The sequence below is a fragment of the Zunongwangia endophytica genome (assembly GCF_030409505.1).
Taxonomy (GTDB): Bacteria; Bacteroidota; Bacteroidia; order Flavobacteriales; family Flavobacteriaceae; genus Zunongwangia; species Zunongwangia endophytica.
Genome location: NZ_JAUFPZ010000001.1, coordinates 1 through 24,875 on the forward strand (window position 1 = coordinate 1; position 24,875 = coordinate 24,875).

General features: G+C 31.6%; 30 protein-coding genes and 4 pseudogenes. 4 read left to right on the forward strand and 30 right to left on the reverse strand.

Annotated elements, in window-relative coordinates; genetic code table 11:
- Positions 1-2 precede the first annotated feature (2 nt).
- The 22 genes and pseudogenes from QWY91_RS00005 to QWY91_RS00110 form a co-directional block, all read right to left on the reverse strand.
- Complete coding sequence (locus QWY91_RS00005; RefSeq protein WP_290230419.1) at positions 3-602, reverse strand: transposase; 600 nt, start codon at positions 600-602, stop codon at positions 3-5.
- Positions 603-790: 188 nt separating this feature from the next.
- Entirely contained in the window at positions 791-1,435 is a 645-nt protein-coding gene (locus tag QWY91_RS00010; RefSeq protein WP_290230421.1) for an alpha/beta hydrolase, read from the reverse strand.
- Positions 1,436-1,567: 132 nt separating this feature from the next.
- Positions 1,568-2,430, reverse strand: a pseudogene (locus QWY91_RS00020) (CPBP family intramembrane glutamic endopeptidase).
- Positions 2,431-3,308: 878 nt separating this feature from the next.
- Positions 3,309-4,187: a hypothetical protein gene (locus QWY91_RS00025; RefSeq protein ID WP_290230426.1), complete on the reverse strand. Its 879-nt coding sequence runs from the start codon at positions 4,185-4,187 to the stop codon at positions 3,309-3,311.
- Positions 4,188-4,880: 693 nt separating this feature from the next.
- Positions 4,881-5,078: a hypothetical protein gene (locus QWY91_RS00030; RefSeq protein ID WP_290230428.1), complete on the reverse strand. Its 198-nt coding sequence runs from the start codon at positions 5,076-5,078 to the stop codon at positions 4,881-4,883.
- Between the two features lie 143 nt (positions 5,079-5,221).
- Complete coding sequence (locus tag QWY91_RS00035; RefSeq protein WP_290230430.1) at positions 5,222-6,529, reverse strand: erythromycin esterase family protein; 1,308 nt, start codon at positions 6,527-6,529, stop codon at positions 5,222-5,224.
- Positions 6,530-6,582: 53 nt separating this feature from the next.
- Positions 6,583-7,437 (reverse strand): IS3 family transposase, encoded by an 855-nt coding sequence (locus QWY91_RS00040; protein ID WP_290230431.1) that lies wholly within the window; start codon positions 7,435-7,437, stop codon positions 6,583-6,585.
- Positions 7,434-7,805, reverse strand: a complete 372-nt coding sequence (locus QWY91_RS00045) for a transposase (protein ID WP_290230433.1) — start codon at positions 7,803-7,805, stop codon at positions 7,434-7,436. Before QWY91_RS00045 ends, QWY91_RS00040 begins: the two co-directional genes overlap by 4 nt.
- Before the next feature lie 933 nt (positions 7,806-8,738).
- Positions 8,739-8,930 carry an integrase core domain-containing protein gene (locus QWY91_RS19335; RefSeq protein WP_353958638.1) on the reverse strand — a complete coding sequence of 64 codons (192 nt, stop codon included), beginning with the start codon at positions 8,928-8,930 and terminating at the stop codon, positions 8,739-8,741.
- Positions 8,876-9,592, reverse strand: a pseudogene (locus QWY91_RS00050) (IS3 family transposase); the annotation flags it as partial. The pseudogene QWY91_RS00050 and the gene QWY91_RS19335, both read right to left, overlap by 55 nt.
- The gene (locus QWY91_RS00055; protein WP_290230433.1) at positions 9,589-9,960 is read right to left on the reverse strand and encodes a transposase; all 372 of its coding nucleotides are present in this window, start codon (positions 9,958-9,960) and stop codon (positions 9,589-9,591) included. The pseudogene QWY91_RS00050 and the gene QWY91_RS00055, both read right to left, overlap by 4 nt.
- 252 nt (positions 9,961-10,212) lie before the next feature.
- A pseudogene (locus QWY91_RS00060) lies at positions 10,213-10,428 on the reverse strand (HepT-like ribonuclease domain-containing protein); the annotation flags it as partial.
- A gap of 82 nt (positions 10,429-10,510) precedes the next feature.
- Positions 10,511-10,846: a nucleotidyltransferase family protein gene (locus QWY91_RS00065; RefSeq protein ID WP_290230436.1), complete on the reverse strand. Its 336-nt coding sequence runs from the start codon at positions 10,844-10,846 to the stop codon at positions 10,511-10,513.
- Between the two features lie 797 nt (positions 10,847-11,643).
- Positions 11,644-12,093, reverse strand: a complete 450-nt coding sequence (locus tag QWY91_RS00070; RefSeq protein WP_290230438.1) for a hypothetical protein — start codon at positions 12,091-12,093, stop codon at positions 11,644-11,646.
- 204 nt (positions 12,094-12,297) lie between these two features.
- Positions 12,298-12,963 (reverse strand): hypothetical protein, encoded by a 666-nt coding sequence (locus QWY91_RS00075; RefSeq protein ID WP_290230440.1) that lies wholly within the window; start codon positions 12,961-12,963, stop codon positions 12,298-12,300.
- Between the two features lie 84 nt (positions 12,964-13,047).
- Positions 13,048-13,914 carry an IS3 family transposase gene (locus QWY91_RS00080; RefSeq protein WP_290230442.1) on the reverse strand — a complete coding sequence of 289 codons (867 nt, stop codon included), beginning with the start codon at positions 13,912-13,914 and terminating at the stop codon, positions 13,048-13,050.
- Entirely contained in the window at positions 13,911-14,300 is a 390-nt protein-coding gene (locus QWY91_RS00085) for a DNA-binding protein (RefSeq protein ID WP_290230444.1), read from the reverse strand. The genes QWY91_RS00080 and QWY91_RS00085 overlap by 4 nt, the downstream gene beginning before the upstream one ends.
- Positions 14,301-14,508: 208 nt before the next feature.
- Positions 14,509-15,132 (reverse strand): hypothetical protein, encoded by a 624-nt coding sequence (locus tag QWY91_RS00090; RefSeq protein WP_290230446.1) that lies wholly within the window; start codon positions 15,130-15,132, stop codon positions 14,509-14,511.
- Positions 15,133-15,395: 263 nt separating this feature from the next.
- Positions 15,396-15,719, reverse strand: coding sequence for a type II toxin-antitoxin system PemK/MazF family toxin (locus QWY91_RS00095; RefSeq protein ID WP_290230448.1), 324 nt, complete (start codon positions 15,717-15,719; stop codon positions 15,396-15,398).
- Complete coding sequence (locus QWY91_RS00100; protein WP_290230450.1) at positions 15,710-15,955, reverse strand: AbrB/MazE/SpoVT family DNA-binding domain-containing protein; 246 nt, start codon at positions 15,953-15,955, stop codon at positions 15,710-15,712. Before QWY91_RS00100 ends, QWY91_RS00095 begins: the two co-directional genes overlap by 10 nt.
- Before the next feature lie 231 nt (positions 15,956-16,186).
- The gene (locus QWY91_RS00105) at positions 16,187-18,094 is read right to left on the reverse strand and encodes a hypothetical protein (protein ID WP_290230452.1); all 1,908 of its coding nucleotides are present in this window, start codon (positions 18,092-18,094) and stop codon (positions 16,187-16,189) included.
- A gap of 248 nt (positions 18,095-18,342) precedes the next feature.
- Positions 18,343-19,382 (reverse strand): annotated as a pseudogene (locus QWY91_RS00110) (vWA domain-containing protein); the annotation flags it as partial.
- 627 nt (positions 19,383-20,009) lie between these two features.
- Here QWY91_RS00110 and QWY91_RS00115 point away from each other — a divergent pair.
- Both QWY91_RS00115 and QWY91_RS00120 read left to right on the forward strand, forming a co-directional pair.
- On the forward strand, positions 20,010-20,396 hold the full coding sequence (locus QWY91_RS00115; RefSeq protein ID WP_290230454.1) for an endonuclease/exonuclease/phosphatase family protein: 387 nt from the start codon (positions 20,010-20,012) through the stop codon (positions 20,394-20,396).
- A gap of 148 nt (positions 20,397-20,544) precedes the next feature.
- On the forward strand, positions 20,545-20,694 hold the full coding sequence (locus QWY91_RS00120) for a hypothetical protein (RefSeq protein ID WP_290230456.1): 150 nt from the start codon (positions 20,545-20,547) through the stop codon (positions 20,692-20,694).
- A 507-nt stretch (positions 20,695-21,201) separates the two neighbouring features.
- On the opposite strand, the gene QWY91_RS00125 is transcribed toward QWY91_RS00120, so the two are convergent.
- The 6 genes from QWY91_RS00125 to QWY91_RS00145 form a co-directional block, all read right to left on the reverse strand.
- Complete coding sequence (locus QWY91_RS00125; protein ID WP_290230457.1) at positions 21,202-21,384, reverse strand: hypothetical protein; 183 nt, start codon at positions 21,382-21,384, stop codon at positions 21,202-21,204.
- Positions 21,385-21,387: 3 nt separating this feature from the next.
- Positions 21,388-21,525, reverse strand: coding sequence for a PAS domain-containing protein (locus QWY91_RS19340; RefSeq protein ID WP_353958640.1), 138 nt, complete (start codon positions 21,523-21,525; stop codon positions 21,388-21,390).
- A complete protein-coding gene (locus tag QWY91_RS00130) occupies positions 21,513-21,650 on the reverse strand; it encodes a hypothetical protein (RefSeq protein WP_290230460.1) in 138 nt (45 codons plus the stop codon). Before QWY91_RS00130 ends, QWY91_RS19340 begins: the two co-directional genes overlap by 13 nt.
- Positions 21,647-21,901 (reverse strand): hypothetical protein, encoded by a 255-nt coding sequence (locus QWY91_RS00135; RefSeq protein ID WP_290230462.1) that lies wholly within the window; start codon positions 21,899-21,901, stop codon positions 21,647-21,649. The genes QWY91_RS00130 and QWY91_RS00135 overlap by 4 nt, the downstream gene beginning before the upstream one ends.
- A 284-nt stretch (positions 21,902-22,185) precedes the next feature.
- Complete coding sequence (locus tag QWY91_RS00140) at positions 22,186-22,542, reverse strand: PAS domain S-box protein (RefSeq protein WP_353958641.1); 357 nt, start codon at positions 22,540-22,542, stop codon at positions 22,186-22,188.
- A gap of 27 nt (positions 22,543-22,569) precedes the next feature.
- Positions 22,570-22,872, reverse strand: coding sequence for a hypothetical protein (locus tag QWY91_RS00145; protein WP_290230464.1), 303 nt, complete (start codon positions 22,870-22,872; stop codon positions 22,570-22,572).
- Between the two features lie 172 nt (positions 22,873-23,044).
- Here QWY91_RS00145 and QWY91_RS00150 point away from each other — a divergent pair, with 172 nt between their 5' ends.
- Together QWY91_RS00150 and QWY91_RS00155 are read left to right on the forward strand one after the other, a co-directional pair.
- The gene (locus QWY91_RS00150; protein WP_290230466.1) at positions 23,045-23,332 is read left to right on the forward strand and encodes a CpsB/CapC family capsule biosynthesis tyrosine phosphatase; all 288 of its coding nucleotides are present in this window, start codon (positions 23,045-23,047) and stop codon (positions 23,330-23,332) included.
- Between the two features lie 249 nt (positions 23,333-23,581).
- On the forward strand, positions 23,582-23,800 hold the full coding sequence (locus tag QWY91_RS00155; protein ID WP_290230468.1) for a CpsB/CapC family capsule biosynthesis tyrosine phosphatase: 219 nt from the start codon (positions 23,582-23,584) through the stop codon (positions 23,798-23,800).
- 145 nt (positions 23,801-23,945) lie between these two features.
- Here QWY91_RS00155 and QWY91_RS19345 read toward each other — a convergent pair whose 3' ends face one another.
- Both QWY91_RS19345 and QWY91_RS00160 read right to left on the reverse strand, forming a co-directional pair.
- Positions 23,946-24,284 carry a hypothetical protein gene (locus QWY91_RS19345; RefSeq protein WP_353958642.1) on the reverse strand — a complete coding sequence of 113 codons (339 nt, stop codon included), beginning with the start codon at positions 24,282-24,284 and terminating at the stop codon, positions 23,946-23,948.
- On the reverse strand, positions 24,176-24,505 hold the full coding sequence (locus QWY91_RS00160) for a polysaccharide biosynthesis protein (RefSeq protein WP_290230470.1): 330 nt from the start codon (positions 24,503-24,505) through the stop codon (positions 24,176-24,178). The genes QWY91_RS19345 and QWY91_RS00160 overlap by 109 nt, the downstream gene beginning before the upstream one ends.
- Positions 24,506-24,875: the final 370 nt, after the last annotated feature.

A 24,875-nucleotide genomic window follows, 5' to 3' on the forward strand; every position in this document is an offset into this window, starting at 1 on the left:
TTTTAATCGGCATTTGTAAACTCTTTGCTCAGTGATCTGGCAAGTTTTCTAACCCCTTCTCTGGGAAGTGATCTGCGCTTTTTCTTGACTATATCAATAACTTTTTTCTCTATTTTCAAACGTTTGTCCTCTCTACTTTTGTATTTGTAGTATGCATCCCGTTTAAGGCCAAAACAAGCTGTTATAGCTGAAAGAGTAGCAGATCCTTTAGCGTTCTCTTTTGCTTTGATCAAGGCTTGATACTTAGTTTTTTTTTTAAGTTCAAGCACTGATTTATAGCCCAGCTGTTCTGCTGCCACTTCAAGATAAGAATCTTCTATAAGGGCGTCTATATCCTTTTTCAAAAGAAGTTTCTTCAGCTGTTCAATTTCTTTTTGAAGCTGTTTGATGCGTGTAATCTCATCTTTTGTTTTCACAGTCACTCTGGTGTTCATAAGGTCTTTACGGTTATATTTCCTGATCCACTCGTTTATGGTTGTTGGAGCAATACCGTAAGCTTTACCTAGTTGATACTTGTTTAATTTTCCTGCCGTAAGTTCGTCTAAAATTTTTAGTTTGAACGATTCGGAATACCGTCTGATTACTCTGTCATTTTTATACATAATGTTTGAAATTATGTAGCCTTTATTCAGGACGAGTCAACCTTGTTGCCAACGTGATTGTGTATGGTTAGTTGCGTGGTTAAGCAACTAAGTTAGTAAACATTTACGAACCCGTGAAAATTCCGCAGGAATTTTCGCAAGTAGGCTAGAACCAAGCAATTAATTATACACGGTGTTGCCCACAGTTTTTATTCCACGTCGTAATTTCCATTCGCCCACTTTATTGTCGGTTCAATCCATTCATTTAATGGTTTAAATAAAAATCCGTGTCCCATTCCTGTATTCAGTTCGATTTCTTTAAAGTGTTTTATTTCGCAATTCGAGATTTTCTTGCGTTCCAATGAAGAAACTCCAAATGGGTCGGACTTTTCGTAAATCGTTAAAATATTTCCGCAAAAATTGATTTCAGGTATATTTTGAATATCACTATTCCTAAAACTTGCAATAAATACAAAATTCAAATCTTGATTATTTGCTAAAGTCGAAACGTATTGAGCGATATATCCGCCTTTTGAAGTTCCAACCACAGTTATTTTTCTCGGTTCTATTCCGTTCTTTATTAAACTGTCAATTTGGGTTACGATTCCGATTGCGTATTCTCTTGCGTTAACATTTCCATTCCGTTTTTCGGATATTACTTTAAGTCCTCCTTTTTTAAATTCAGCAATAATTTCGTTGTATTCAGTCCGCCCAAATTCGGGATGCAACTCATTCAATTCTTGTTCTTCTAAAAATCGATTATGAAGGAAGAAAACAAATCTGTCATCATTTTTGTTTCCGCACGCAAATAAAGTTGAGCAAAAAAGAATTCCAATTAATATTCTTATTTTCATTGATTTACGATTTTTCTCAAATTGTGGGCAACGGTCTCGGTTATCGCCAGTTGGCGGAGTATGGGACTCGGATTTGTCGGCTTAGTGCTGGTTTGTTGGTCAAGTTAATTATTTTCTTAGTAACGGTGCCGCTTATTGGCGATGAACCGTTGTTGTGATTAGTTTTTTTCTTCTATAATGAATTGAAATTGCAACTATTGTAATCAGTATAGCAATTAAAGATATTATTGATCCTCCAAAACCAAAAGCACCGCCATTCAAAAGATTTTTTTCTGGTATACTTAATTTAAAGACTGAATAAGTATTTTGGCCACTTACATTAAAACCTAAAATGGTTTGAAAAAAATTCCAGCTAAAATGTAGGGCAATTGGGAACCATAGATTTTTTGTGTGGATATAACTTATTCCTAATAAAATCCCAGCAAGAAAATGTTTATAGAACCTATAAGATCAATGTTAGGATTGAGTCCATGCATCAATGAGAATAAAATTGCTGATATAATGAGAGCAATATATTTATTAAAAGAATACATAAGGTTTCTCAAAATATAACCTCGAAATAGAATTTCCTCGGTAAAAGATACCAGAACAAATATCACTATTGAAGTTAATATTTGATCAAAGTCTAAATCGATGTTTTGAATTTTTATTTCTCCTAGAATTTTTAATAATCCAAATCCTAAGAACATTATTATAGCGCCAATTGAAAATCCAGCCCAAAAGCTTTTTATTTCATTTCTAAACCTCAATCCTACATCTATAAACTTCTCTTTATCTATAAGTTTTACAAATATCCAAACGACTAGCATGGTTCCTAGAAAAGATGCGAATTGAATGGCTAATCTTTGCTCTGGAGTTTTCTCAATTTCTAAATCACTATATGAAAAACCTACTAAAATTCTTGTTACGATTTGGAAAACTCCCACAATAAAAATATGTGGAAGAATGATAAATAGAATTCTTAACCATCCCTGGTATTTTGATTGTTCACTCATAATAAAAAATTAATCACAACGAGTTTGTATATGAAAAGTAGCGTAAAAATAAGCGCAATTTTTTCGCTTTAACACAAGCCAAAACTTTTGCATTTTGATTTTATTTTTACTTTTCAAAAGCCAAATCAAGAGATTTGGCGACTTACCAAATATACCAAAATTTACGATTAAGAAAAGATGTAGCTATTTTTTATATACGTTGTTGCCTAAAGTGCTTTTCCGCACAGCTTTTCATTTGTACTTTATCGTTCTTTAGCTTTTTGGTTGACTGAATTCAAATTAAAAATTTTAACCAGATTTGTAATTTGCCTTTATCCGCAAGTATTAGAAAATAGAGTAGTGCTGAAAAATTTTCATCCGCGATTATTTATCGAGCTTGAGTAAGTTCAAGTCTACTGAGTTGTAATTTTATCCGCAACAATTTCTCCATTTCAATTTATCAATCCGAGTAAGTTTAAATCCGCTGAGTTCTAGTTTTTTTATTCAAATTTAAGTTTCTCCGCGCAAATATTTCTAGTCAGTTTCATCCGTCCCAATTTTTTCGTTTTGAGTAAGAAATATCCATACGGATTTTCAAATAGCTTAGGTTCAAATTTAGAAAAAAGACTAAAAAATAAGGAAAGTTTCAGTTTAACTCGCTGAAAATTACGCATTTTTGGCAACGGTGTTGTATAACAATCAGTTGCGGATTGGTTAAAACTAAGATAGCTAAAATTACCGACTTTTATGCTTGCTCGTTTGTGAGCTTAGGACACAAAGCCGCAATTGTTGTTATACGGTGTTGTAGCCAGTGTTTTATTGTTCTACTGGAATTTTTTTATCGGAGCAGTATTTTTCAATTTCAGAATCATTTTTAAAATAATCGTCGCAAAATTCATTTAGCTCTTTTCTGTTGATTTATAATACCTATCCGTTGCAGTCATTAATTTATCCACTTGTTCAATAAATGTTGCAAATTCTGTATTTATTTTACAAAGTTTATCAATTGTTTTAAAATCTAAATCACGGTAAGTTGCTGGAAATAATATTTTACTTTTGTAAGGATTAGCGTTTAATTCAATTATTCCGATACCAAAAGATTGATTCAATCTTTCCATTTCTTCTGATAAGCTATCGCTAAACTCAAATGCTACCAAATAACCATAATTTGCCCAACTGAAATTTGAAACAGCTTGAAAAAATGCCTTTTTTAAATCTGAATCACTATTTATTTCTTTTTTTACTTCGTAAGAGCTTAGTTTAAACGTATCAACTCTATTTATTGATTTTAAGAAATTTTGACTTGCTTTAGTCTGTAAATACAAAAATTTAATTCCAACCATATCTGGATGAGTCCAAATTTGGTTATTATCTTTTCCGTTTTTTGATTGTTCGTGGAAAATAGTTTTGGAATATATTTTTGTATTTTTAAGATAACTACTTAACAATTTATGTAAATCTCTTTCTAAATAACTTTTTGATAGTTTTGCTTTTGGTTTGACTTCTTCAGGGATGCCGGCTAAAATTTCTAAATCAATTTCAGTTTCATTTTTTGTTAGATAATAAGAGTAACTACCATTTTCTTGCTTTATCCTTTTGACTCTGCTATCCTCATTTCTTATGAAATCTCCAACAAGAGCCGATACAGTGGAAGCTGGTGTTTTAGCAGGACCAAAATCATAATATTTATTTTCAATTATATGGTTATAAATTTCCATATAGTTTGCTAGTCCTTTTATCTCTTCTAAACTTTTTAATATAGCTTCTTTAATTGTCATTTATAATAGTTAAGATTTTTGTGAACATTGGCTACAACGATTTTGTATATGGCTCGTAGCGTGAAAATTATAAATTATTTTCGGTTGAGCACGAGCCATATTTTTAATTTTTGCTATTTATCTTTTTTATTGGAAATCTTCAAATTTAAAAATTTGGCGACTTTCCAAATATGTCTTAACTTTGATTAAGCAAGTGATTAGCTATGAGCTATATACGTTGTTGTAAACAGTTATTTTTTCCGCAATGTATTTCTCAATTAGTTCTTTGTCCGTTTTATTTTTTAATATTAATAATTCGTTGTTTTTATGTGTCCGATAATTCATTAAGAACTTCGTTTTTCCACTCCGAGTTAATTCCGAGTATTCAAATCGGTTTGGGTCAAACTTTTCAGTTATCAATTCCGTTTTTTGAGTTCGGTAGAGTATTTTTTTCAGTCGAGTTAATTTTCCGCTTTTCTCGTCTATTTTTAATTCCGAGTAGTAAATCCAAGAAGCAAATCGGTAAATAGTGTATCCTATTAAGGTTAAAATCGCAACAAATATTCCGACTCCAATTCCGATAAACCAAATCAGGAATATGAATGAAGTAGAAGTCCAAATCAATAGTTCTTTCCATTTAAATTGAGTTCGGTCACTCAAAGTGTGAATGTTCCCATTTTTAGAAATTATGAAATAGTCTTCGTTTTCGTTCATTTAAAATGAGTCATAAATTAGTCTTATTCCAATTGCAAAAAGAATGAAAGCTCCTAAAATGAATTCAATAGTGAATGACATTCGCATATAATCTTCATTTTTTCTTTGAGCAACAAATTTCTTTCTTTCGTAATCATACCAAATAATTCCAAGTGCTATTAGTAAAGCTCCAAGTATAAATGTTAGCACGTTTTCCATAATTGTTTACAACTGTTTAGTGTATGATTTCGTTGCGTATTTAAACACAAAAGTTAGCAAATAAATCACAGATATAAAGTCCGCGAGGACTTTCGTAAGTAGACTATAACTTGCAATGAATTATACACATTGTTGTAAAATGTTTATTTCGCAATCAGATTATTAGTTGGAAGTGAAATATTCTTTACAAAGATTAATCCGTCGTACATTTCTGAAAACTTTTTGTTATACAAATTATTTTTTTTAGGATTGAAACCACCACCACCTGCAACTATTTGTTTCCTTTTCTTTTTGAAGAAATACGAGGAATTACCATCTAAAGCTATTGACATATCAATAAAATAAATTTTGTCCTTTGCCAAATTAAGTGTTTCGGCATAAGTTTTAGCGAATGGTTCTTTTATTTCAACTTTTTTCCAACTAGGTTTTTCATCTTTAGTCGAAAAATAACCAGCTTGTGTACCTGTACCAAAGTCAAACCCTACACTATAATAATTATTTTTATAATATTCTTTTAAATGCCTGCCTAAATTATAAATATTTCGTCTGCTATAATTCCCAGCTTTTTTATTATTAATATGTTCATTATGAGCCCATATAAAAGCTTTACCGTTATTAGATTTATTTTCAACTATCCATTTAACATTTTCAAACATTTTTAAATCTCTATCTTGACTGTAGTTATTTTGTACGTAATATGTGTATTTAGTTAGATAATCTAAGGCTCTTATTCCAGAAATAACCTCTTCGATATTCTTCTGATTCTTTATCTTGCTCTTAAAATCCAGTAAAATGCTTTTAATTTCATTTAGCTTTGGTATTTGAATATCCGCCCAATCAGTTGACTTATTGTAAACAACTTTTTTTTCTGCGCACTTGTCGGCTACTAAAAGTAGTTCTTCACTCACAGAGATTTCAAATTTTTTGACCAAATCTCGTATTTCTTTGTTTATATCCTTTACATTTTGAATGTCCATACCATAAAAACGAATTTGCTCTTCCTCTGGTTTATTAAGATTATAATCTCTCATCCATTCTAATAAATCGACCACTTCTTTGCAATACCAAAATCCAGTGCTAAAATTTTTCGCAATAGTTTCTGCGTTTCCCTTTCCTCCGCTTATCCATTCGTTAATTCCAGCTTCTGAGGTATATGAATCTTCCATAATAAACGTTTTTACACCTTGATTTTTAACTAAATATTTGAAGAATTTGGCCTTTATATTAAAAAATTCTTTTCCTTGATGAGTAGCTTCTCCAAACCCAAATAACTTAGCATCGGCAAATTTTTTCGGGATGCTATTGTTGAATATAGTAATGTTCGTATCAGGATTTGCATCTTCAATTTTAATTGCATTTTCATTAATCCAGTTTACTACTTTATAATTTTGGGCGTATGATTGAAATAATACAAAAAATGTAATGACAGAAATATAAGTTCTTAAGTGCACAGTGTTTTTTTTAAATGTCTAGTCCTGAAATATAGCTACAGTTTAAAATTGATTTAAGCTGTTAATTTATAAACCATATTTGGTGTTTTATAGTCTAAAGATAAATGTAATCTTATTTCATTATACAAATTAATTGCATTTTTTGTAGCTCTCTTAGCGTGTTGTAGGCTATCAAAGGTCTGGTCGAGATAGAACTCGTCTTTTAATATGCCATTTACCCGTTCTGCGATTGCGTTTTCGTAGCAATGGTTCTCTTCGGTCATACTGATTCTTATGTCATTTCTTTTAAGGATCTGTGTGTATACATTGCTGCAATACTGAATACCTCGGTCTGAATGGTGTATAAGTGCGTCAATATCTTTAGCTTGATATAAAGCTTTATTCAAAGCTCTTACACATCCTTTGAGTTCCAAGCTGTCGCTGATGTCATAGCCAACAATTTTGCGACTATGCATATCTGTAATGAGTGCTAGGTAACAAAAGCCTTTTATAGTTCTGATGTAAGTGATATCGCTCACCCATACTTGGTTTGGTCTAGTTGTTTCTACATCTTTAATGATATTCTTATACTTGTAGAACCTGTGTAATGAGTTCGTTGTTCTAGAGCTGTATTTTTTTCTAAGTGTCAGCATATTGTGTTTTCTAAGAATGTTGAATAAGGTATCCCTGCCTATTTTTAAATCGGCATTTGTAAACTCTTTGCTCAGTGATCTGGCAAGTTTTCTAACCCCTTCTCTGGGAAGTGATCTGCGCTTTTTCTTGACTATATCAATAACTTTTTTCTCTATTTTCAAACGTTTGTCCTCTCTACTTTTGTATTTGTAGTATGCATCCCGTTTAAGGCCAAAACAAGCTGTTATAGCTGAAAGAGTAGCAGATCCTTTAGCGTTCTCTTTTGCTTTGATCAAGGCTTGATACTTAGTTTTTTTTTAAGTTCAAGCACTGATTTATAGCCCAGCTGTTCTGCTGCCACTTCAAGATAAGAATCTTCTATAAGGGCGTCTATATCCTTTTTCAAAAGAAGTTTCTTCAGCTGTTCAATTTCTTTTTGAAGCTGTTTGATGCGTGTAATCTCATCTTTTGTTTTCACAGTCACTCTGGTGTTCATAAGGTCTTTACGGTTATATTTCCTGATCCACTCGTTTATGGTTGTTGGAGCAATACCGTAAGCTTTACCTAGTTGATACTTGTTTAATTTTCCTGCCGTAAGTTCATCTAAAATTTTTAGTTTGAACGATTCGGAATACCGTCTGATTACTCTGTCATTTTTATACATAATGTTTGAAATTATGTAGCCTTTATTCAGGACGGGTCACTATTTAAATTAGAATTTTCATTTAAATGAATTTGAGTGCAGGATTTGATTGCTTGATTATTTCTTGAGTTTCTAAAATAATTTACTCTGGATTTAACGAATTTTGATTCTAAATTTTCTTCGGTCAATTTTGTCAGGAGCTATTTTGGGTAACGGATTAGGTTATGATTTCGTTGCGGAAAAGTACGCCAGTGCTTTTCAGTTACGGCTGTAATTTAGCAAATATTCGTGGAATTTTCGGTAGAAAAATTCCGCCGCAATGAATTATAACCATTGTTGCCTTTCTGTTGCGACACGTTCTGCTTTTTATTTTAGTGATATTTCTATAGAGTTTTGTTCAGATTTATCCAATATCAGCTTTTTTAAAATTTATTTTTTTAAGTTTTCTAGAGTGGGAGCGTGGTGTTTTTTACTTTCAATTTTTTGTTTAAAATTTTCAATTTGATTTTTTTGGGTTTTAAAGTTTGTGAGAGATTTTTCCGAAATATTGCTCATTTTCTTAAGTCGGATTTTGATTTTAAGTTTTTATTTCTGCGGTTTGATATTGCGCTAAGATTGATTTTAATCTTTAATCCGTTTTTTTTGAACTTTTATTCACTAAAAATAGTTTTCAAATTTAGCGAATTTCGACTTTAATTGTTTTTCGGTCAGTTCAGTTTTTGCGCTCTTTCTACGGAACATTTTCCACTTCCTTGCTTATTTTCTTTAGTTCGCATTTTTAATTTGAATTCGATTTTAGAGTGCCATTTTTAGCTTTCGTTTTTTATTTCAAAAAAATAGTGGCTAATTTTATCGAATTTCGAGTAATATTTTTTGTGTTCTGTTCTGCTTTCGGGTGAGATTGGGTCAGGAGCAATGTCTAGTCCTAAAATATGGCTACAGGTTAAAATTGATTTAAGCTGTTAATTTATAAACCATATTTGGTGTTTGATAGTCTAAAGATAAATGTAATCTTATTTCATTATACAAATTAATTGCATTTTCTGTAGCCCTCTTAGCGTGTTGTAGACTATCAAAGGTCTGGTCGAGATAGAACTGTCTTTTAATATGCCATTTACACGTTCTGCCATCGCGTTTTCGTAGCAATGGTTCTCTTCGGTCATACTGATTCCTATATTATTTCTTTTAAGGATCTGTGTGTATACATTGCTGCAATACTGGATACCTCTGTCAGAATGGTGTATAAGTGCGTCAATATCTTTAGCTTGATATAAGGCTTTGTTCAAAGCTCTTACACAGCCTTTTAGTTCTAGGCTATTGCTGATGTCATAGCCGACAATTTTGCGACTATGCATATCTGTAATGAGTGCTAGGTAACAAAAGCCTTTTATAGTTCTGATATAAGTGATATCGCTCACCCAGATTTGGTTTGATCTAGTTGTTTCTACATCTTTAATGATATTCTTATACTTGTAGAACCTGTGTAATGAGTTCGTTGTTCTAGAGCTGTATTTTTTTCTAAGTGTCAGCATATTGTGTTTTCTAAGAATGTTGAATAAGGTATCCCTGCCTATTTTTAAATCGGCATTTGTAAACTCTTTGCTCAGTGATCTGGCAAGTTTTCTAACCCCTTCTCTGGGAAGTGATCTGCGCTTTTTCTTGACTATATCAATAACTTTTTTCTCTATTTTCAAACGTTTGTCCTCTCTACTTTTGTATTTGTAGTATGCATCCCGTTTAAGGCCAAAACAAGCTGTTATAGCTGAAAGAGTAGCAGATCCTTTAGCGTTCTCTTTTGCTTTGATCAAGGCTTGATACTTAGTTTTTTTTTAAGTTCAAGCACTGATTTATAGCCCAGCTGTTCTGCTGCCACTTCAAGATAAGAATCTTCTATAAGGGCGTCTATATCCTTTTTCAAAAGAAGTTTCTTCAGCTGTTCAATTTCTTTTTGAAGCTGTTTGATGCGTGTAATCTCATCTTTTGTTTTCACAGTCACTCTGGTGTTCATAAGGTCTTTACGGTTATATTTCCTGATCCACTCGTTTATGGTTGTTGGAGCAATACCGTAAGCTTTACCTAGTTGATACTTGTTTAATTTTCCTGCCGTAAGTTCGTCTAAAATTTTTAGTTTGAACGATTCGGAATACCGTCTGATTACTCTGTCATTTTTATACATAATGTTTGAAATTATGTAGCCTTTATTCAGGACGAGTCACAATTGAAGGCAACGAGTTTGTATATGAAAAGTAGCGTAAAAACAAGCACAATTTTTCGGTTTAACACAAGCCAAAACTTTTATGTTTTGATTTTATCTTTATTTTTCAAAAGCCAAATCAAAAGATTTGGCGACTTACCAAATATACCGAAAATTTTGGGTTAGGGCAGAAGAAGCTATTTTTTATATACGTTGTTGCCAGTAGGCTTTTATTTATACTAGACCTTCTATTTCTTCCTTAAGTTTAATCAGATGACGATTTATTATAGCCCAAACTATTGAATTATCAATGCTATCATAAGCGTGAACTAATCTATTTCTAAATCCAATAATTTGTCTATCGTTTTCAATTTCTAAATTTGGATTTATTTTTCTAAGTTGATTTAAAGCTTCTCCAATTATAGCTAATTGTCTTTCTACTGCACTTTGAGTTTTTAAATCTTCTTAGTAAATATTAAAATCTGAAATATCAACAGTAAATTTTTCTATTAAGTCGATGGCTATTAAAATATCAGATAGATATTTCTTGCTTTTGTCCGTCATAGATTAAAATTTTTGTTGAATCAATACTTTGTTTTAGAATAGGATTTTTAATGGAGGTGCTGGTCAATAAATCAACTTTTCTTTGAAAAAACTGTTCGAATTTATCCCAAACGTTCATTAGATTTTCTCCACGTTCAATAGGATCATCATTATCGATTTCTATTAATAAGTCAATATCACTAAATTCTTCATTAAAGTCATTTGTAATTGAAGAGCCAAATGCATATAAATTCTTCACATTATGAGTTTTGCATAATGATAAAAAATCAGTCATTTTATATTTTATAGATTCTTTCAAATTCATATTGCTAATATAAGCTATTTTTCCGAATTCTTATTTTTGTTTAGCTTACTGGCAACGGTTTGGATTATGATTATGTTGCGTGAAAATCCGCTAGGATTTTCATTTTAAAACTAAATTTAGCAAAAAAGCTTGAATTTTCTACCGAAAATTCATTAGCAATTAATTATAACCATTGTTGCCAGCTTTGCCGACACGTTTTGGTTAGTTGAGTCTGATATTTTTTCCGTTTCTACATTTTAAAAATAATTAATCTATCTATCGAATTTCAACTATAAATTTTTATAAAATAGGGCAGAAGTCAACTTTAGAAATATTGATTTTATTATTTATATTTTCTCGGTTCTGTTTTTTTGCTTTTTGTATTTTTTTCAGAGAGTGATTGATTCAGCGCTGCATTTTTAGAATTGAGTAAGTTTTTCTTTTGTTCTGAATTTATTATTTTGATTTCAAATCTTTCTTCTTTTTATTTCGGTCAGAATATTTTCTTTAAAAAACAATCTAAGAATATGTATTTTCGATTATTTTATATTCGTCAACTTTTGGATTTCAGTACTGACTAAAATTTAAATAAATCAAACTCAATTTTATAGATTTTGAATGCTATTAACCTTCAATTCTTTTAAATTGTCATCGGTTTGAGTAAGTTTTTCGGAGGCATTGCTGGCAACGGCTTCGAGTATGGACTGTTGCGGGATGTTTTGCAAGTTTGTTCATGCTTAAATAAATATAGCTAAAAACATCGAATATCGATTAGATATTTAGCCGCAATTGTCTATACGCATTGTTGTGCTTAGTTTTTATTGTTCTAATTGTATTTGTTTGTTATAGTTTTTAGCTTTTCGATCTTTTAATATTCCTATAGTCAGTCCAATTGACATCCCCAATGGTAATCCTAAAGCAATAAAAACGGGATTTTTTGTTACGACATAACATATAACACCAATAGGTAGTCCAAATACTCCTATTCCTATAGATAACCAATTATTCTCGTGATAATTTATTGTAGTTATTCCTAATCTTTTATTTAACATTTTTAAAATTTCAGAGCAACTATTTTCAATAAATTTCACTAATTTTCTATCATTTCCTTCAAAATCATTTATTTTTTCAATTTTATGATTGATTTGATTTAAAATATCATCAGGGATTTCTTTTTTTTCTATTTCTTTTTTCAATGATTCTAGTTTGTCGTATGCTTTTCGAAGTTTCTTATTAATATTTGGACGGCGGTCTATTTTTTTTACCATTATATTCTATTTTCTGTGCGATACATTAATTTTAATTTAATTAGCTTTTCGGGTGATTATTTAAAAATTATGCACAACGTCTCGTATAAAAACTGTGCGAGCTGGTGCGCGTGATTGTCCGAAAGACAATCTGCTGAGCAAGCGAGCAGGGAGTTTCGATTTGAGAACAAATTAAGCATTGTTTTTATATGTTGTTACCCACCGTTATTCTGTTATATTCATCCTTCTATTAACTTCCCTTTTAAGGCTATCATTTTTAATGGCAATATCATAACCATACTCATCAAGCCAATTCCTTTTCGTTAGTTGATATTCCTTCATAACGTCTGGCAAAGCTCCCAAATAAACTAGCGTTAAATATTTCAATTTTGGCAAGCTCATTAAACCTTCAGTGTCAGTTATAGCAGATTCGATTATGGAGTTGTCAAATCCCTCTATAATAGATTGTGCGTAGTAAATATTGGTTAATGACTTTGCTAATTCGAAATCAACATTATCGATTATATTGGAGTTGAGATAGGTTTGATATGCTGTGGAACGGAGCATAGGCGTTTGTAAACCTTCCCAGTTTCTTAAGTCACTACCGTCTAATTGCATCCAATTTGAATCGTTTTGTCCTTCTAAGCTATCAATTTCTGTAAGCAAATTCGAATGATATTCATAAATATATTCAATTCTATTGTGATTATACTGTATTTCGGAAGCAATATATCTAATAGAAACCTCTAGGGTTTTAGAATCTTTTTGCGTTTCTCTATATTCTGTAAGCCAGAAAGCAAAAAAGACACTTAGAAAAATCAAGAAGCCTTGAATCAAATGATCACTAATTCTCTGGCTTATCTTCAATTTAATCTTATTATTTTTTGCCATAAATTAATTTTCTCTTGTCTGTCTTAAACATTCTATGTATTATACTGAAATAGGTTGACCATTTTTAGTTCAATTTTCGACATTTTAAATGGTCAATACTTCTAAATTTTGTTTGTTTCTTTTGTAGGAATGATAGTCTACATTTTTATTCAAATGAACAAAGTTAGGGGTGTTCAATTTGAGACTAAAATGTGGTCGCTTGTTATTATAAATTTCCACGGCTCGTTTGACTATCTTCTTTGCTAATTTAGTATTTTTTATGGTACGTTTTAAATCGTATTCATATTTGAGTGTTCTGTTGATGCGTTCAGCTATCGCATTTTCATAAGGATCATACTTTTCGGTCATACTCATAAGTATTCCGTTTTGCTCAGCGAATCCGGTATATAGCGGATTACAATACTGAATTCCTCGATCGGAATGATGGATGAGTTTCTGATTTTTGTATTTTCTATTTTTAAGCGCCATTTTAAGTGCATCTATACAAAGAGAGGTTTTCATATGGCTTGCCAGTTTATACCCCATAATTTGCTTTGAATAGGCGTCTGTGACCAGAGCCAGGTAACTATGGCCACTCTGTGTTTTGATATAGGTGATATCGCTTACCCAAAGTTGTTCAGGTCTACTAGGTACTTTATTCTTTATCAGGTTTTTGTATTTAAAGAGTCGATGTTTTGAATCGGTTGTGATATGGAATCGCTTTGTTTTAGGTACTAAAAGATTGTTGATACGCATTACTCGATAGAATTTATCCCTTCCTATTTTAATACCAAGTTGATTCATATCACCCTTTAATTCTTTATAGAGTTTAATCCCACCGGTACGCATTCCATACTTACTTCGGTAGTCTTTTATAAGCCTAATGATCAGCTGTTGCTGAACTCGTCTGGTCTTTTGAGATCTTAATCGTTTATAAAAAGCTTGTTTAGAAATCCCAAAACATTGGATCAACCATTTTCTTTTGAACGGTTTAGTTTCTTTTTTTCGATCTCTTCTGCTAATGTTTTGGGCAATGACTTTTTTGCCATATCAACTCCTGTAATAAGCTCCATGTCAGCAATAATGTCTTGCTGGAAGTCTTTTACAAACTCTAGTTCCTCTATTTTTTCTTTTAGTTTCTTGATTTCATCTTTTTTGCTCATCCCTTGCTTCTTTTGTTCTAAAGTACTGTATTTTTTTAACCAGTAATAGATGGAAGCTCTGGAAACTTGATATTTAAGAGCAGCATGATTGATGGAAATCTGCGCATTCTGTATCTGATCAATGATGACCAGTTTAAGATCGTAGCCCACTTTTTTGTAGGAATTTTTTCGACAGTGTTGATTCTGTTCTTTCATTAGGTATAGTACTAAAAGGTTTAATTTTTAGTCAACCTATTTCAGGAAAATACGTGTTTTCAGCTTGTTGCCAACGGTTTTGTATATGGTTTGTTGCATGTTTTAAGCACTTAATTTAGCAAATAAAAACCGAATAGAAAATCCGCGAGGATTTTCGTAAGTAGGCTAGAACTAGCAATAAATTATATACGGTGTTAGCGGTAGTTTTTTAAAACCAATGTGTTGTTGTGTTAGGTAATTCGATATTATTTTTTTCTTCAATCTTTTCAATTTCATTAATTATTTTTTGGTAGTCATCATAGTTTTTCATTCGGGAAAAGTTCGATATTAACATATCCTTATTCAATGTGTTAATATAAGGTGTGATGATTCTTATTTTTTGTTCAAAAGATTGGATATAAGTGTGTTTTATATAAGAAAGTGAAATGAAAAACAATGTAGATAAGAAAAATACTCCATAGAAAACTTTTCTCAAAGTCAAGTTCTTTCTATTTTTCGCTTCATTTTTTTCTCCTTGTTGCTTTTTCTTTTTTCCTTTTATTTCCTCTTTTTTTATTTTTCTAGGAATTACTGTTGCGATAAATGCACCTAATGCAAAACTTAAAACTATTCCATTGAACAATAGTATTATTATGAAATCATAGTCAGGTTTTCCAAAAGCCATCTCTTCAAAAACTCTATTATATAAACTTTGAGAAATTGATTTATAGAAAATGACAATCGAATTTCCAACAAATTCCAAAATCGGCTGAAGAAAATATATAAACAATATCGTCCCAATAATTCCTGCTAAAAGCGAGTTTCTATTTATTTTCTCAAAAAAGTTTTTCATATTAAAAAAGTTTCAATGCGTTTTGCTGAGTAATTACCGCTAACGAGTTTGTATATGGAAAGTAGCGTAAAAACAAGCGCAATTTTTTCGGATTAGACCAAGCCAAAACTTTTGCATTTTGATTTTATCTTTACTTTTCAAAAATTAAATCAAAAGATTTGGCAACTTACCAAATATACCAAAATTTACGGTTTAGAAAAGACGCAGCTATTTTTTATATACGTTGTTGCCATTAGTACTTTTTTCGGCACCAAACTTCGACTTTAATCCACAAAAGTTTCTTTTATAATATTTTTACAACTTTGAATTTCAGATTTCGACAATTTATCAAAACTTTTCAATATTCTCGATTTGTCAATTGTCCTTATTTGATCGATTGCAATCATCCCTTTCTTTCCATTATGCTTAACTTTAATTCTGGTCGGATAGTTTTTTAGGTTTGTTGTCATTGGGGCAACTACGATTGTTCTTAAATACTTATTAATCTCATTCGGTGAAATAATCACAGAAGGTCTTGTTTTTTTAATTTCACTTCCGATTGTAGGGTCCAGATTTACCAATACAATTGAATATTGCTTTAACTCCATTCTTCAAAATTTTCATCTTCAAAGACATCATTGAATAACAATCGATCGTCATTATTCTCACGCATTTCTTCAAAAGCTTTTTCCCAGTTTTTTCTCGGGCTACTAATTGGTTTCAGGATTATTTGTCCTTTATCCAAAATCATCTCTACTTTATCTTTTATATTATATTTTTCTAAAATAGTTTTGCTTAAACGTAGACCTTTAGAGTTTCCAATTTTTATAATAGCTGTTTCCATAATTTTATTAATGTATATACAAAGTTATTACAAATTATTAGACCCGCAAAGTTTTTTTTCGTATTAATGGCAACGTGTTTGTATATGGTTTGTTGCGTGTTTCAAGCAACTAATTTAGCAAATAAATCACAGATAGAAAGTCCACGAGGACTTTCGCAAGTAGGCAAAAAGCCAGCAATAAATTATATACGGTGTTGGCATTTCGTTGTTTTTTTAAGAGTTCAAATTATGTTAAAGATTTAGAAAATATTGCTTGTTAATTAGTATAAGTATGTATTTTGTTAATTCCTTTATTAATTTTTTTCCAAATGAAGTAATTTGAATTTCAGAATTATCTTTAATATTTATTCCTCCAGCATTTCTCATATTATTTCCATCTAAAAAAATACTTCCGAAAAGATTAAAATCGGTTATTTTACTGTTATTCATTGAAAAAGTATAAACATCCAATGCATCTTTATTGGTCCCAGCATTTCTAGATCCTATTAAATAATAGATATCGTCTTCTTTAAAAATATTAATATTTTGCGTTTTCCCAAAAGTTTCATTATTAGAGAATTTGATCCAGTTTTCTGTTAAAGAAACCCAAGTATTACTTTCTTTATTTAAAAGTTTATATTCCATATCCATAGCTTGAGTTGTAATTACAATGATCAATCTTTCAGTTGTATTTATATCAATATAGCCAGCAGCTTGCGCGTCACTTGAGGTAAACTCAAAATCTGTTATGTTAGAAAGGTTATTTTCAAAAAACCTAATTATTTTTTTAGAACTTCCACTTGGTGATGCTTTTTCAGCAAGAGCGACAACTAATGTATTTTCGTTGAATTGAATACCACCTGCATGTCCATATCCATCTGTTACTTTAACGTTATTTGCCTCAACGATTCCATTTTTAATAGGGACAATTAACCCTTTTTTAGTACTATTGTTATAATTACTTGATGAAAGTATGAATGAATTATTGTTAACAGATTGAATTCCTTGGATATGCTCGTCAGCATCACCTAAATAAGGATATTCTTTAGTGCTTGAGAAGACAACGTCTTGAGAAATGGGTGATATAGAAAGTAAATTTGATAAAAATGGTTTTAAATAAAAATAATTTAATGATAATCTAGGACTACTGTTTGTTTGTATTCCATGTATTTTATAATCGCCAGTCCATGTTTGGCCATCGAAAGATGCGTAGTATATATCATTTGAACGACCAGCTTTATAATTAGTATAAAGTTTATTTTCGAATACTGTACAAGAGGGAGATTCACTGGTTTGTATGTTATTGCCATTAACTTTTATTTTATTATTTCCAGTCCATGTTTGGCCATCGAAAGAAGCGTAATATACATTGTTTGAACGACCAGCTTTGTAAACAACATATAATTTATTATTAAATACGGCACAAGAGGGAGATTTACTCGTTTGGATACTACTACCATTAATTTTTATTTTATTATCTCCAGTCCATGCTTGGCCATTAAAATAAGAATAATATGTATTGTTTGAACGACCAGCTTTGTAAACAATGTAAAGTTTATTATTGAATACAACAGAAGAAGGTGTTTTACTTGTTTGAATACTATTGCCATTAATTTTTATTTTATTATCTCCAGTCCATGTTTGGCCATCGAAAGAAGCATAATATACATTATTCGAACGACCACCTTTGTAAGTAATATATAATTTATTATTAAATACAGTACAAGAGGGAGATTCACTGGTTTGTATGTTATTACCATTAATTTTTATTCTATTATTTCCAGTCCATGTTTGGCCATCGAAAGAAGCGTAGTATATATCATTTGAACGACCAGCTTTGTAAACAACATATAATTTATTATTAAAAAATACTTGACTAGGACTTTTACTTGATTGAATATCTACATTATTAATAGTTATTTTTTTTTCTATAGCAACACATTTTTCTGTTTTTGGTATAAAATGAGAATAGTAAATATCATTTGAATTACCAGCTTTGTAAAGAGAAATAAGGTGGTAATTCAAATATTGTTTACTAGAAATGACTTTGTTTTTTGAAGTTGTAGAAGGAATATACTCTTCAGTAGAAGGAATATACTCTTCATTTGTACATCCAACGAATGTTATTAAGGTAATTAATGTGAAAAATAAGTTTTTCATGATATTTAATATTTATGAATAAGTTTATGTAATAGAGGTTCTTTTCTAATACGTTTATTTTTTATAATTTTGTTGTTCGCAATGTGTATTAAAATGAATGCCAACGGGGTGTATAAGATTAGTTGCGTGTTTTAAACACTAAAGCTATAAAATAAAACACAAATTTATTATCGATGAAAACTTTCGTAAATAAACTAAAACCAGCAATTAATTTTATACGTTGTTATATATAGTTTTATTCAAATTTTAAATATTTTGTTTCTTGAACTATTTTCGAATAAAGGTTGCATCAAATAAGGATCTTGAGCAATCATAAAAGTCGTAATAGGAATTTGCAATTTTCTTGCTTGCTGCGCCATGTTGTAGCACTTATCCACAATAAATGATCTAATCCCATACTGTTTTATAATAACTCCCATCGCGCTCTCTAATACAACTTGGTTTCCCATCGGTAATCATAAAAATTTGCTTGTTGGTATTTCGTTTTCTTCGCAAAATATCCATCGCTAATTTCAAACCATCTACAGTGTTCGTATGATAAGGCCCCTACTTTCAAATATGGCAAATCGGCTATTGAAACCGGCCAGGCATCATTCCCAAAACGATGATATCCAAAGTAAACTTTTGGATAACGCGTCGTAATAAGTTCTGCTAAAGCCATCGCCACTTTTTTAGCCGGAGTGATACGATCTTCCCGTATAGAATCAATACTATGACTAAGGTCGATCATGAGGACCGTGCTCATTTGAGATTTGTAGTGTGTTTCTTCGACTACCAATCATCATGACTCATATTAAAATCACCAATACCATGATTAATTTGAGCATTCGTAAACTTTCGGTCATTGAAATTCGGTCTAAAGAATCCCAAACTGATAATCCCTAAAATCTCCGGTATGCTCATCGCCGCGTCCTACGTGACTTGTTCATATGATTTCCGAATTTGATTTACGCATTTTTCCGAAAATCTGATCTAAAGCCTGCTTACGAATCGCTCTTTCGGTTTTTGAGTAATCTTTAAACTTCCAGAACCGTCGCCTTCCCCATCACCATCGTGATCAAGCTCTTCTTTGATATACCCTTTGTTTCAGATCTTCGATAAAATCTTCGATGGTATAATCATCGTCGGTAAGTTTATATTCTTCGTCTAGTTGGTACAACCAGTCGAGCGCTTCATCTTAAATCACCCGAGTATGATTGATCAATTCCTTAAAAATCTCAAAGTTTTTTTCAAAAGGAGTGATGTTGGGTTCTTCGTACTTTTTAAATACAAATCCCTTTTCCTTCATTTATCTTTCTTCTTCAAAGCTTAAATTTACGCTTTTTTCGACAGAAAATTAAATTGAACATTTTCATAACTTTCTTAATTTGAAAAAACTCAGATTATTAGTCCTTCCATTTTATCTTTACGTTATTCTTTTCTTAAATACTTTCTAATTTTCCTGAATAATTAGAAATTTGAAAAGAATCTACAAAAACCGGCTTCGAAAGCTAAAAATCGACTATCGCATGGAAACCGCTGAAATTATAATTCTTTGTTTAAATATTCTTATCTTAATTCCTTCCATAGCTTCATCACAAGGTTTGATCAATGGTGGATTCGTGGTTTTGATTTTCCAAGATACAGACTCTTTTATCTGATTGTAGTTCTGCTGTTATTGGATACTTTTATGATTTCTCCAAAACATGGCACTATGTGGGTGCTGGATTTTTAGTATTGAGCCTTGTACATCAATTTTTCAAAGTATATCCTTAACACCTATCTATCTAGAAGACAAGTGGTAAAATTTAAAGGAAAGGAAACAAATGGCGCAATTTCAATTCTTGTTAGCAACGTACTAACCACTAATAAGCATCCTGAAAAGCTTGTTGCTTTGTTAAAGAACGTGACCCTGATATTTTATTGACGTTGGAAAGTGACAAAAGATGGGAGAAAGCACTGGAAGAAAATTGAAGACCGCTATAAATATACCGTAAAGGTGCCATTAGATAATCTTTATGGAATGCACCTATATTCAAAATTGGAATTAGTAGATACTGATGTACATTATCTGTTACAAGACGATATTCCATCGATACATGGTTTCGTAAAATTGAGGAATGGTGAATTCGTTAAAATTCATTGTCTGCATCCTATGCCTCCGAGTCCTACGGAAAGTTACACTTCAACGAACCGAGATGCTGAAATTTTAATGCTGGGAAGAGATATTACTCCGGAAGATAGAAAAGTTTTAGTATTTGGAGATTTGAATGATGTTGCCTGGTCTAGAACAACAAAATTGTTTCAGGAAATAGCGGACTAATGGACCAAGAAATGGTCGAGGATTTTTTAATACATTTCATACAGGTTACCCCTTACTAGGTGGCCTTTAGAATCATGTATTCCATTCAAAAGACTTTACACAAATAGATATTGCGAGAGAAAAAAGTATTGGCAGTGATCACTTTCCTATGTATATAAAATTACATTACGAACCTAGAGCTGTAAATGTACAGGATGAATTAGAGCTAGATCGAGAGGACGAGCAATGGGCATTCGAAAAAAATGAGGAAGCACATCCTTTAGAAAAAAGTATTGATATGCCTAAAAAAATTCACTAATAGGCTCAAGCTTCTTTAATGTATTGCAATGCTTGATAGTAACTGGTTTCTCTATATAAACTATTACTCTTGGTAGCTTTAGCTTTCAAACGGTCTTTTCGATCAATAGAAGAAGTCACCATTATGACATTGAAATTATCTTTTAATGGATATTTATAAGTTCATCTAAAAATTCCCAGCCATTCATTTTTGCATATTTATGTCAAGTAGAATTAAATAGCGTTTTTTCAGGATTATTAATATTTTGGGGATGATTTAAGTAATTTAGCGTTTCTGTCGCGCTTTTAAAAGCTACCGGTTTAGAAGCTATTCCGCATCTTAAAACCATCTTTTTCTGCATTCATCAAAACAATATCATCGTCATCCACTAGTATGACCTCTAACATAAGCGTAGGTTAAGATTAAAATTTTTAAATAGATTTTGGGCGTAAATCTAATTATCGTATGTTTTCTCAGCTATTTTTCTAACGATAGCATCCAAATCATCTGCGGAATTAATAATTTTTTCTAAAAATCTTCATTTTCTGCAACATTTTTTTTGTCATGCTTTATAAGTTGCACTAATCCCATTATCTTTGCGAGTGGTGCTCTTACCATGTGTGACTGCTGCCAGGCTATTTCTTCTAGTTTGCGATTTCTCTTTTCAATCTGTTTTAAATGTTCCTTTTGCTGCGTAATATCCTGTTTCAAACCCTATATTCTTTCGGCATTTCCATCTGAATCATAAACAATATAACTACGATCTAAAAAAACCTTATAAAATCCGTCTGCACATTTAAAGCGATATTCTAACTGGAATGTTCGCTCTCCAGAACGTATTACTTTTTTAATTTATCTATTACATGAAGACGATCCTCCGGATGAATATTTTCATTCCACCAATATCGAAATTCTTTCTTCATCACCTCTCTATGATCATATCCACAAACTTTGTAAATCGCCTTAGAAACTTTCACATTCTCACTTTCAATATTATAATCAGTAATAATATCACTTGTAGCTTCTGAAATAATTTCATATCCCGATAAACTTTCTGAAAGTCGTTTCTTTGTTCTACCAAATCGGTTACATCTCTACTGTTAATCACTATACCATTTACAGGGGCATAATCTAAAAGATTAGTGACTTTTGTCTCGATAAAAACGACAATAACCGGTACCGTCGATAAACCTATAGAACGGAAGACTGACTTTTTTATTAGGTTCATTTTTTATTCCACGGAGAAAAGTTGTTATGAAAGACTGATCCTCAGGATGCACATGACTGACAAAACTTTCAGTATATATATCTTCAAGTTTGTAATGCAAAAACGTTTTCACTACCGGGACTTAAATAGGTATACTTTAAATTTTCGTCTAGAATAGCAATTAGATCACCACCTTCCTGAACCAAAGCTTTAAAGCGTTCTTCGCTATTTTCAAGAGCTTTTTTATTTTTACATTCTCTGTTACATCCCTGGCAAGCGTTAACCTAGCAGTCTTCCCATCATAATCAATGGTGTACTGTGAAGTTAACTCGAATTAATTGTCCGTCTTTTTTTCTATGAACAATTTGTATCTTAAAAAACTCATCGCTTCTTTTTCTTTTGACCAAGAATATTCTTTCCTCCTCTTCCCACTGCCATATATCATTTGCAGATTTTTGTAAAAATTCTCCTTCTGAATAGCCGTAGTGATTAATAGCTGCCTGATTGACACTCAAAAATTTTAAGCTCTGGCGATCCAACACCCACATAGGGAGCGGCGAAAAATAAAAAAGCGTTTTATAATTATTCTCAGATCGCTCTATTTGACATTTGTAGAATTTACGCTTAATTGTGAAATCTATACTACGTTTAAAGAAGAGGATTTACTTCAGCTATATGCATATAGTCTTCTATGCCTCTTGCAAAAGATTCATAACGTACCTTCTAACTCTACAATTGGTAACAATTAGAACAGGAAATTCCTTTCGATCCGTTACAAAATCTAATATTTCATCTACATTAGATTCTTTGTAATTTAATTGCAATACCAGAATATCAAAATCGCAATTTTCAATTAAAATTCTTTTTAGAGAATCTAATCCGGTACACTGAGAAATATAGTAATTGGCTTCTTTTTTTAAAGCGCTGAGAAGTATCTCGGTTTCCGAAATAAAACCGAAAAGAAGTATATGTAATTTTGATGAAGTGTTCATAATTTCAAATGACCGCTAAAACCATCATTTAATGCAATAAGATTTAAAGGGACACCAAATTAATATTTTTTAAGTTAAATTGGTGAAAATTTAGTTTTATTTAAAACAATTACTCAATTGCTTTCAAATATCATAATATTGAAGTTTTTTTACTTGCTGATGTGGTAAAAACATGGTAATTTTCGAAAAAAGTAATTTAGATGTTTCATTCTTTTCGAAGAAATATTTTTTCGTGGATCTGATAGAAGGTTTTACCGACTTTCATAATCATATTTTACCGGGGATCGACGACGGTTCGCCAGATGTTGAGACTAGCCTTCAGCTACTTAAAAAATTTGGGGAATTTGGTGTAACCAGTTTTGTGCACACCCCCCATGTGATGAATGATTATCATCCTAATACTCCTGAAACTATCCACGCTGCACTAGCAGAGTTGCAATCAGCACAGCATCTGATATAAAGAATTCAGCAGCTGCAGAATATATGATGGATCAATCACTAATGGAAAAACTTGATGATGAGGAACTCCTAAAAATTTCAGAAAACTTCAGTCTGGTTGAGATGTCTTTTTTTACAAGCTCCCATTAACCTTAAAGAAATCATCTTTAAACTTCAAAATAAGGGTCACGTATTAATTCTAGCCATCCAGAGCGTTATGGATTTAATCATTCGCAGATCTAAAAAAATACACAGATCTAAAAAATAGAGGTTGTTATTTCAGCTGAATATGCTCTCACTTTCTGAACACTACGGAAAGGGCATCCAGAAAATGGCTTTCAAATTACTCGAAAATCAGATGATCGATTACATAAGTAGTGATGCGCATCGCATGGAACATCTAGAAAAATTACAGCATATTAAACTGAAGTCGAAAGAAATTGAAATGCTAAAGCCGATTATAGAAAAAAGTAAGGAGCTTTTTGCCTAAATCTTATAATTTTTCGAGAATAGCTTTTTTCTCCTCTGGCGAAATTTATCACTCAGCAATACGCTAAGCTGTTCCATAAATCGTCATTGATCTCGGTATTTTCCAGGATTAAAAAATTACCATGTCGTTGAATCTCTTTCTCATTTTAGCAATAAGTTGTTCCTGCTTCTTTTCCCCGCGCTTTAATTCTGTTCTTAAAATATATCGGCAGAATGATTATACAACTTAAGATTTGCAAGTGTATTAAACGAAACTCCCTGTTCATTTTTGGAAATGAAAATTGGCCAGAGCTTTCACTTTCCAAAATAAAATCGGTAAGCTTAAATACCTCCTGAAGCGTAAAAAAATATCGTGAAGCATCGCCATCGGTTAGGTTTATAGCATTTTTCCACTCAATCTGCTTCTGCCAAACGGTAAAACCGAGCCGGTGCTTCCCAAAACATTCCCAAACCGAATCGTTTTTAAAAGTTGTCTTCTCTCCAATCTGCGAAAACCAAAAACATAATCTTTCTGCCCAAAGTTTGCTTTTCCCATAACAGATTTTGGCGCTACCGCTTTATCTGTCGACAGCAAAATACATTGTTCTGCTTTATAAGTTTCGGCTAAATAAAACAAAATATAAGCGCCCGCAATATTATTATTAATCGCTTCCTCCGTTTCATTTTCCAGTAAACTCACATGTTTATAAGCTGCTGCATGAATCAACTATTTCTGTTCAAATTCTTCGAATATAGAAGTCATTCTTTCCGGTTGGTAACATCGGCTAAAAAACATCGAATATTAGCATTAGGGTATAAAAAACCGATTTCTTCTTTTAGAAAAAACAACAACGCGACTCACTCTGATCGACAATTATGATTTCTGAAAACGAATCTGAATAATATTTTAACCAAAGCTGAACCGATATACCCGGCACCACCATAATCAATAACTTTTTATTTTTCTGCGGAAATTTACTTGGACTTACTTTTTCGATTTTATAAAAGATCCTGAAGCTTCGAATTCTCTAAAATGAAATCTGTTTTTAGGTCCTGCTGAAACGCAATCGTGAAAAGATCTGCTTTTGCTTTAATGG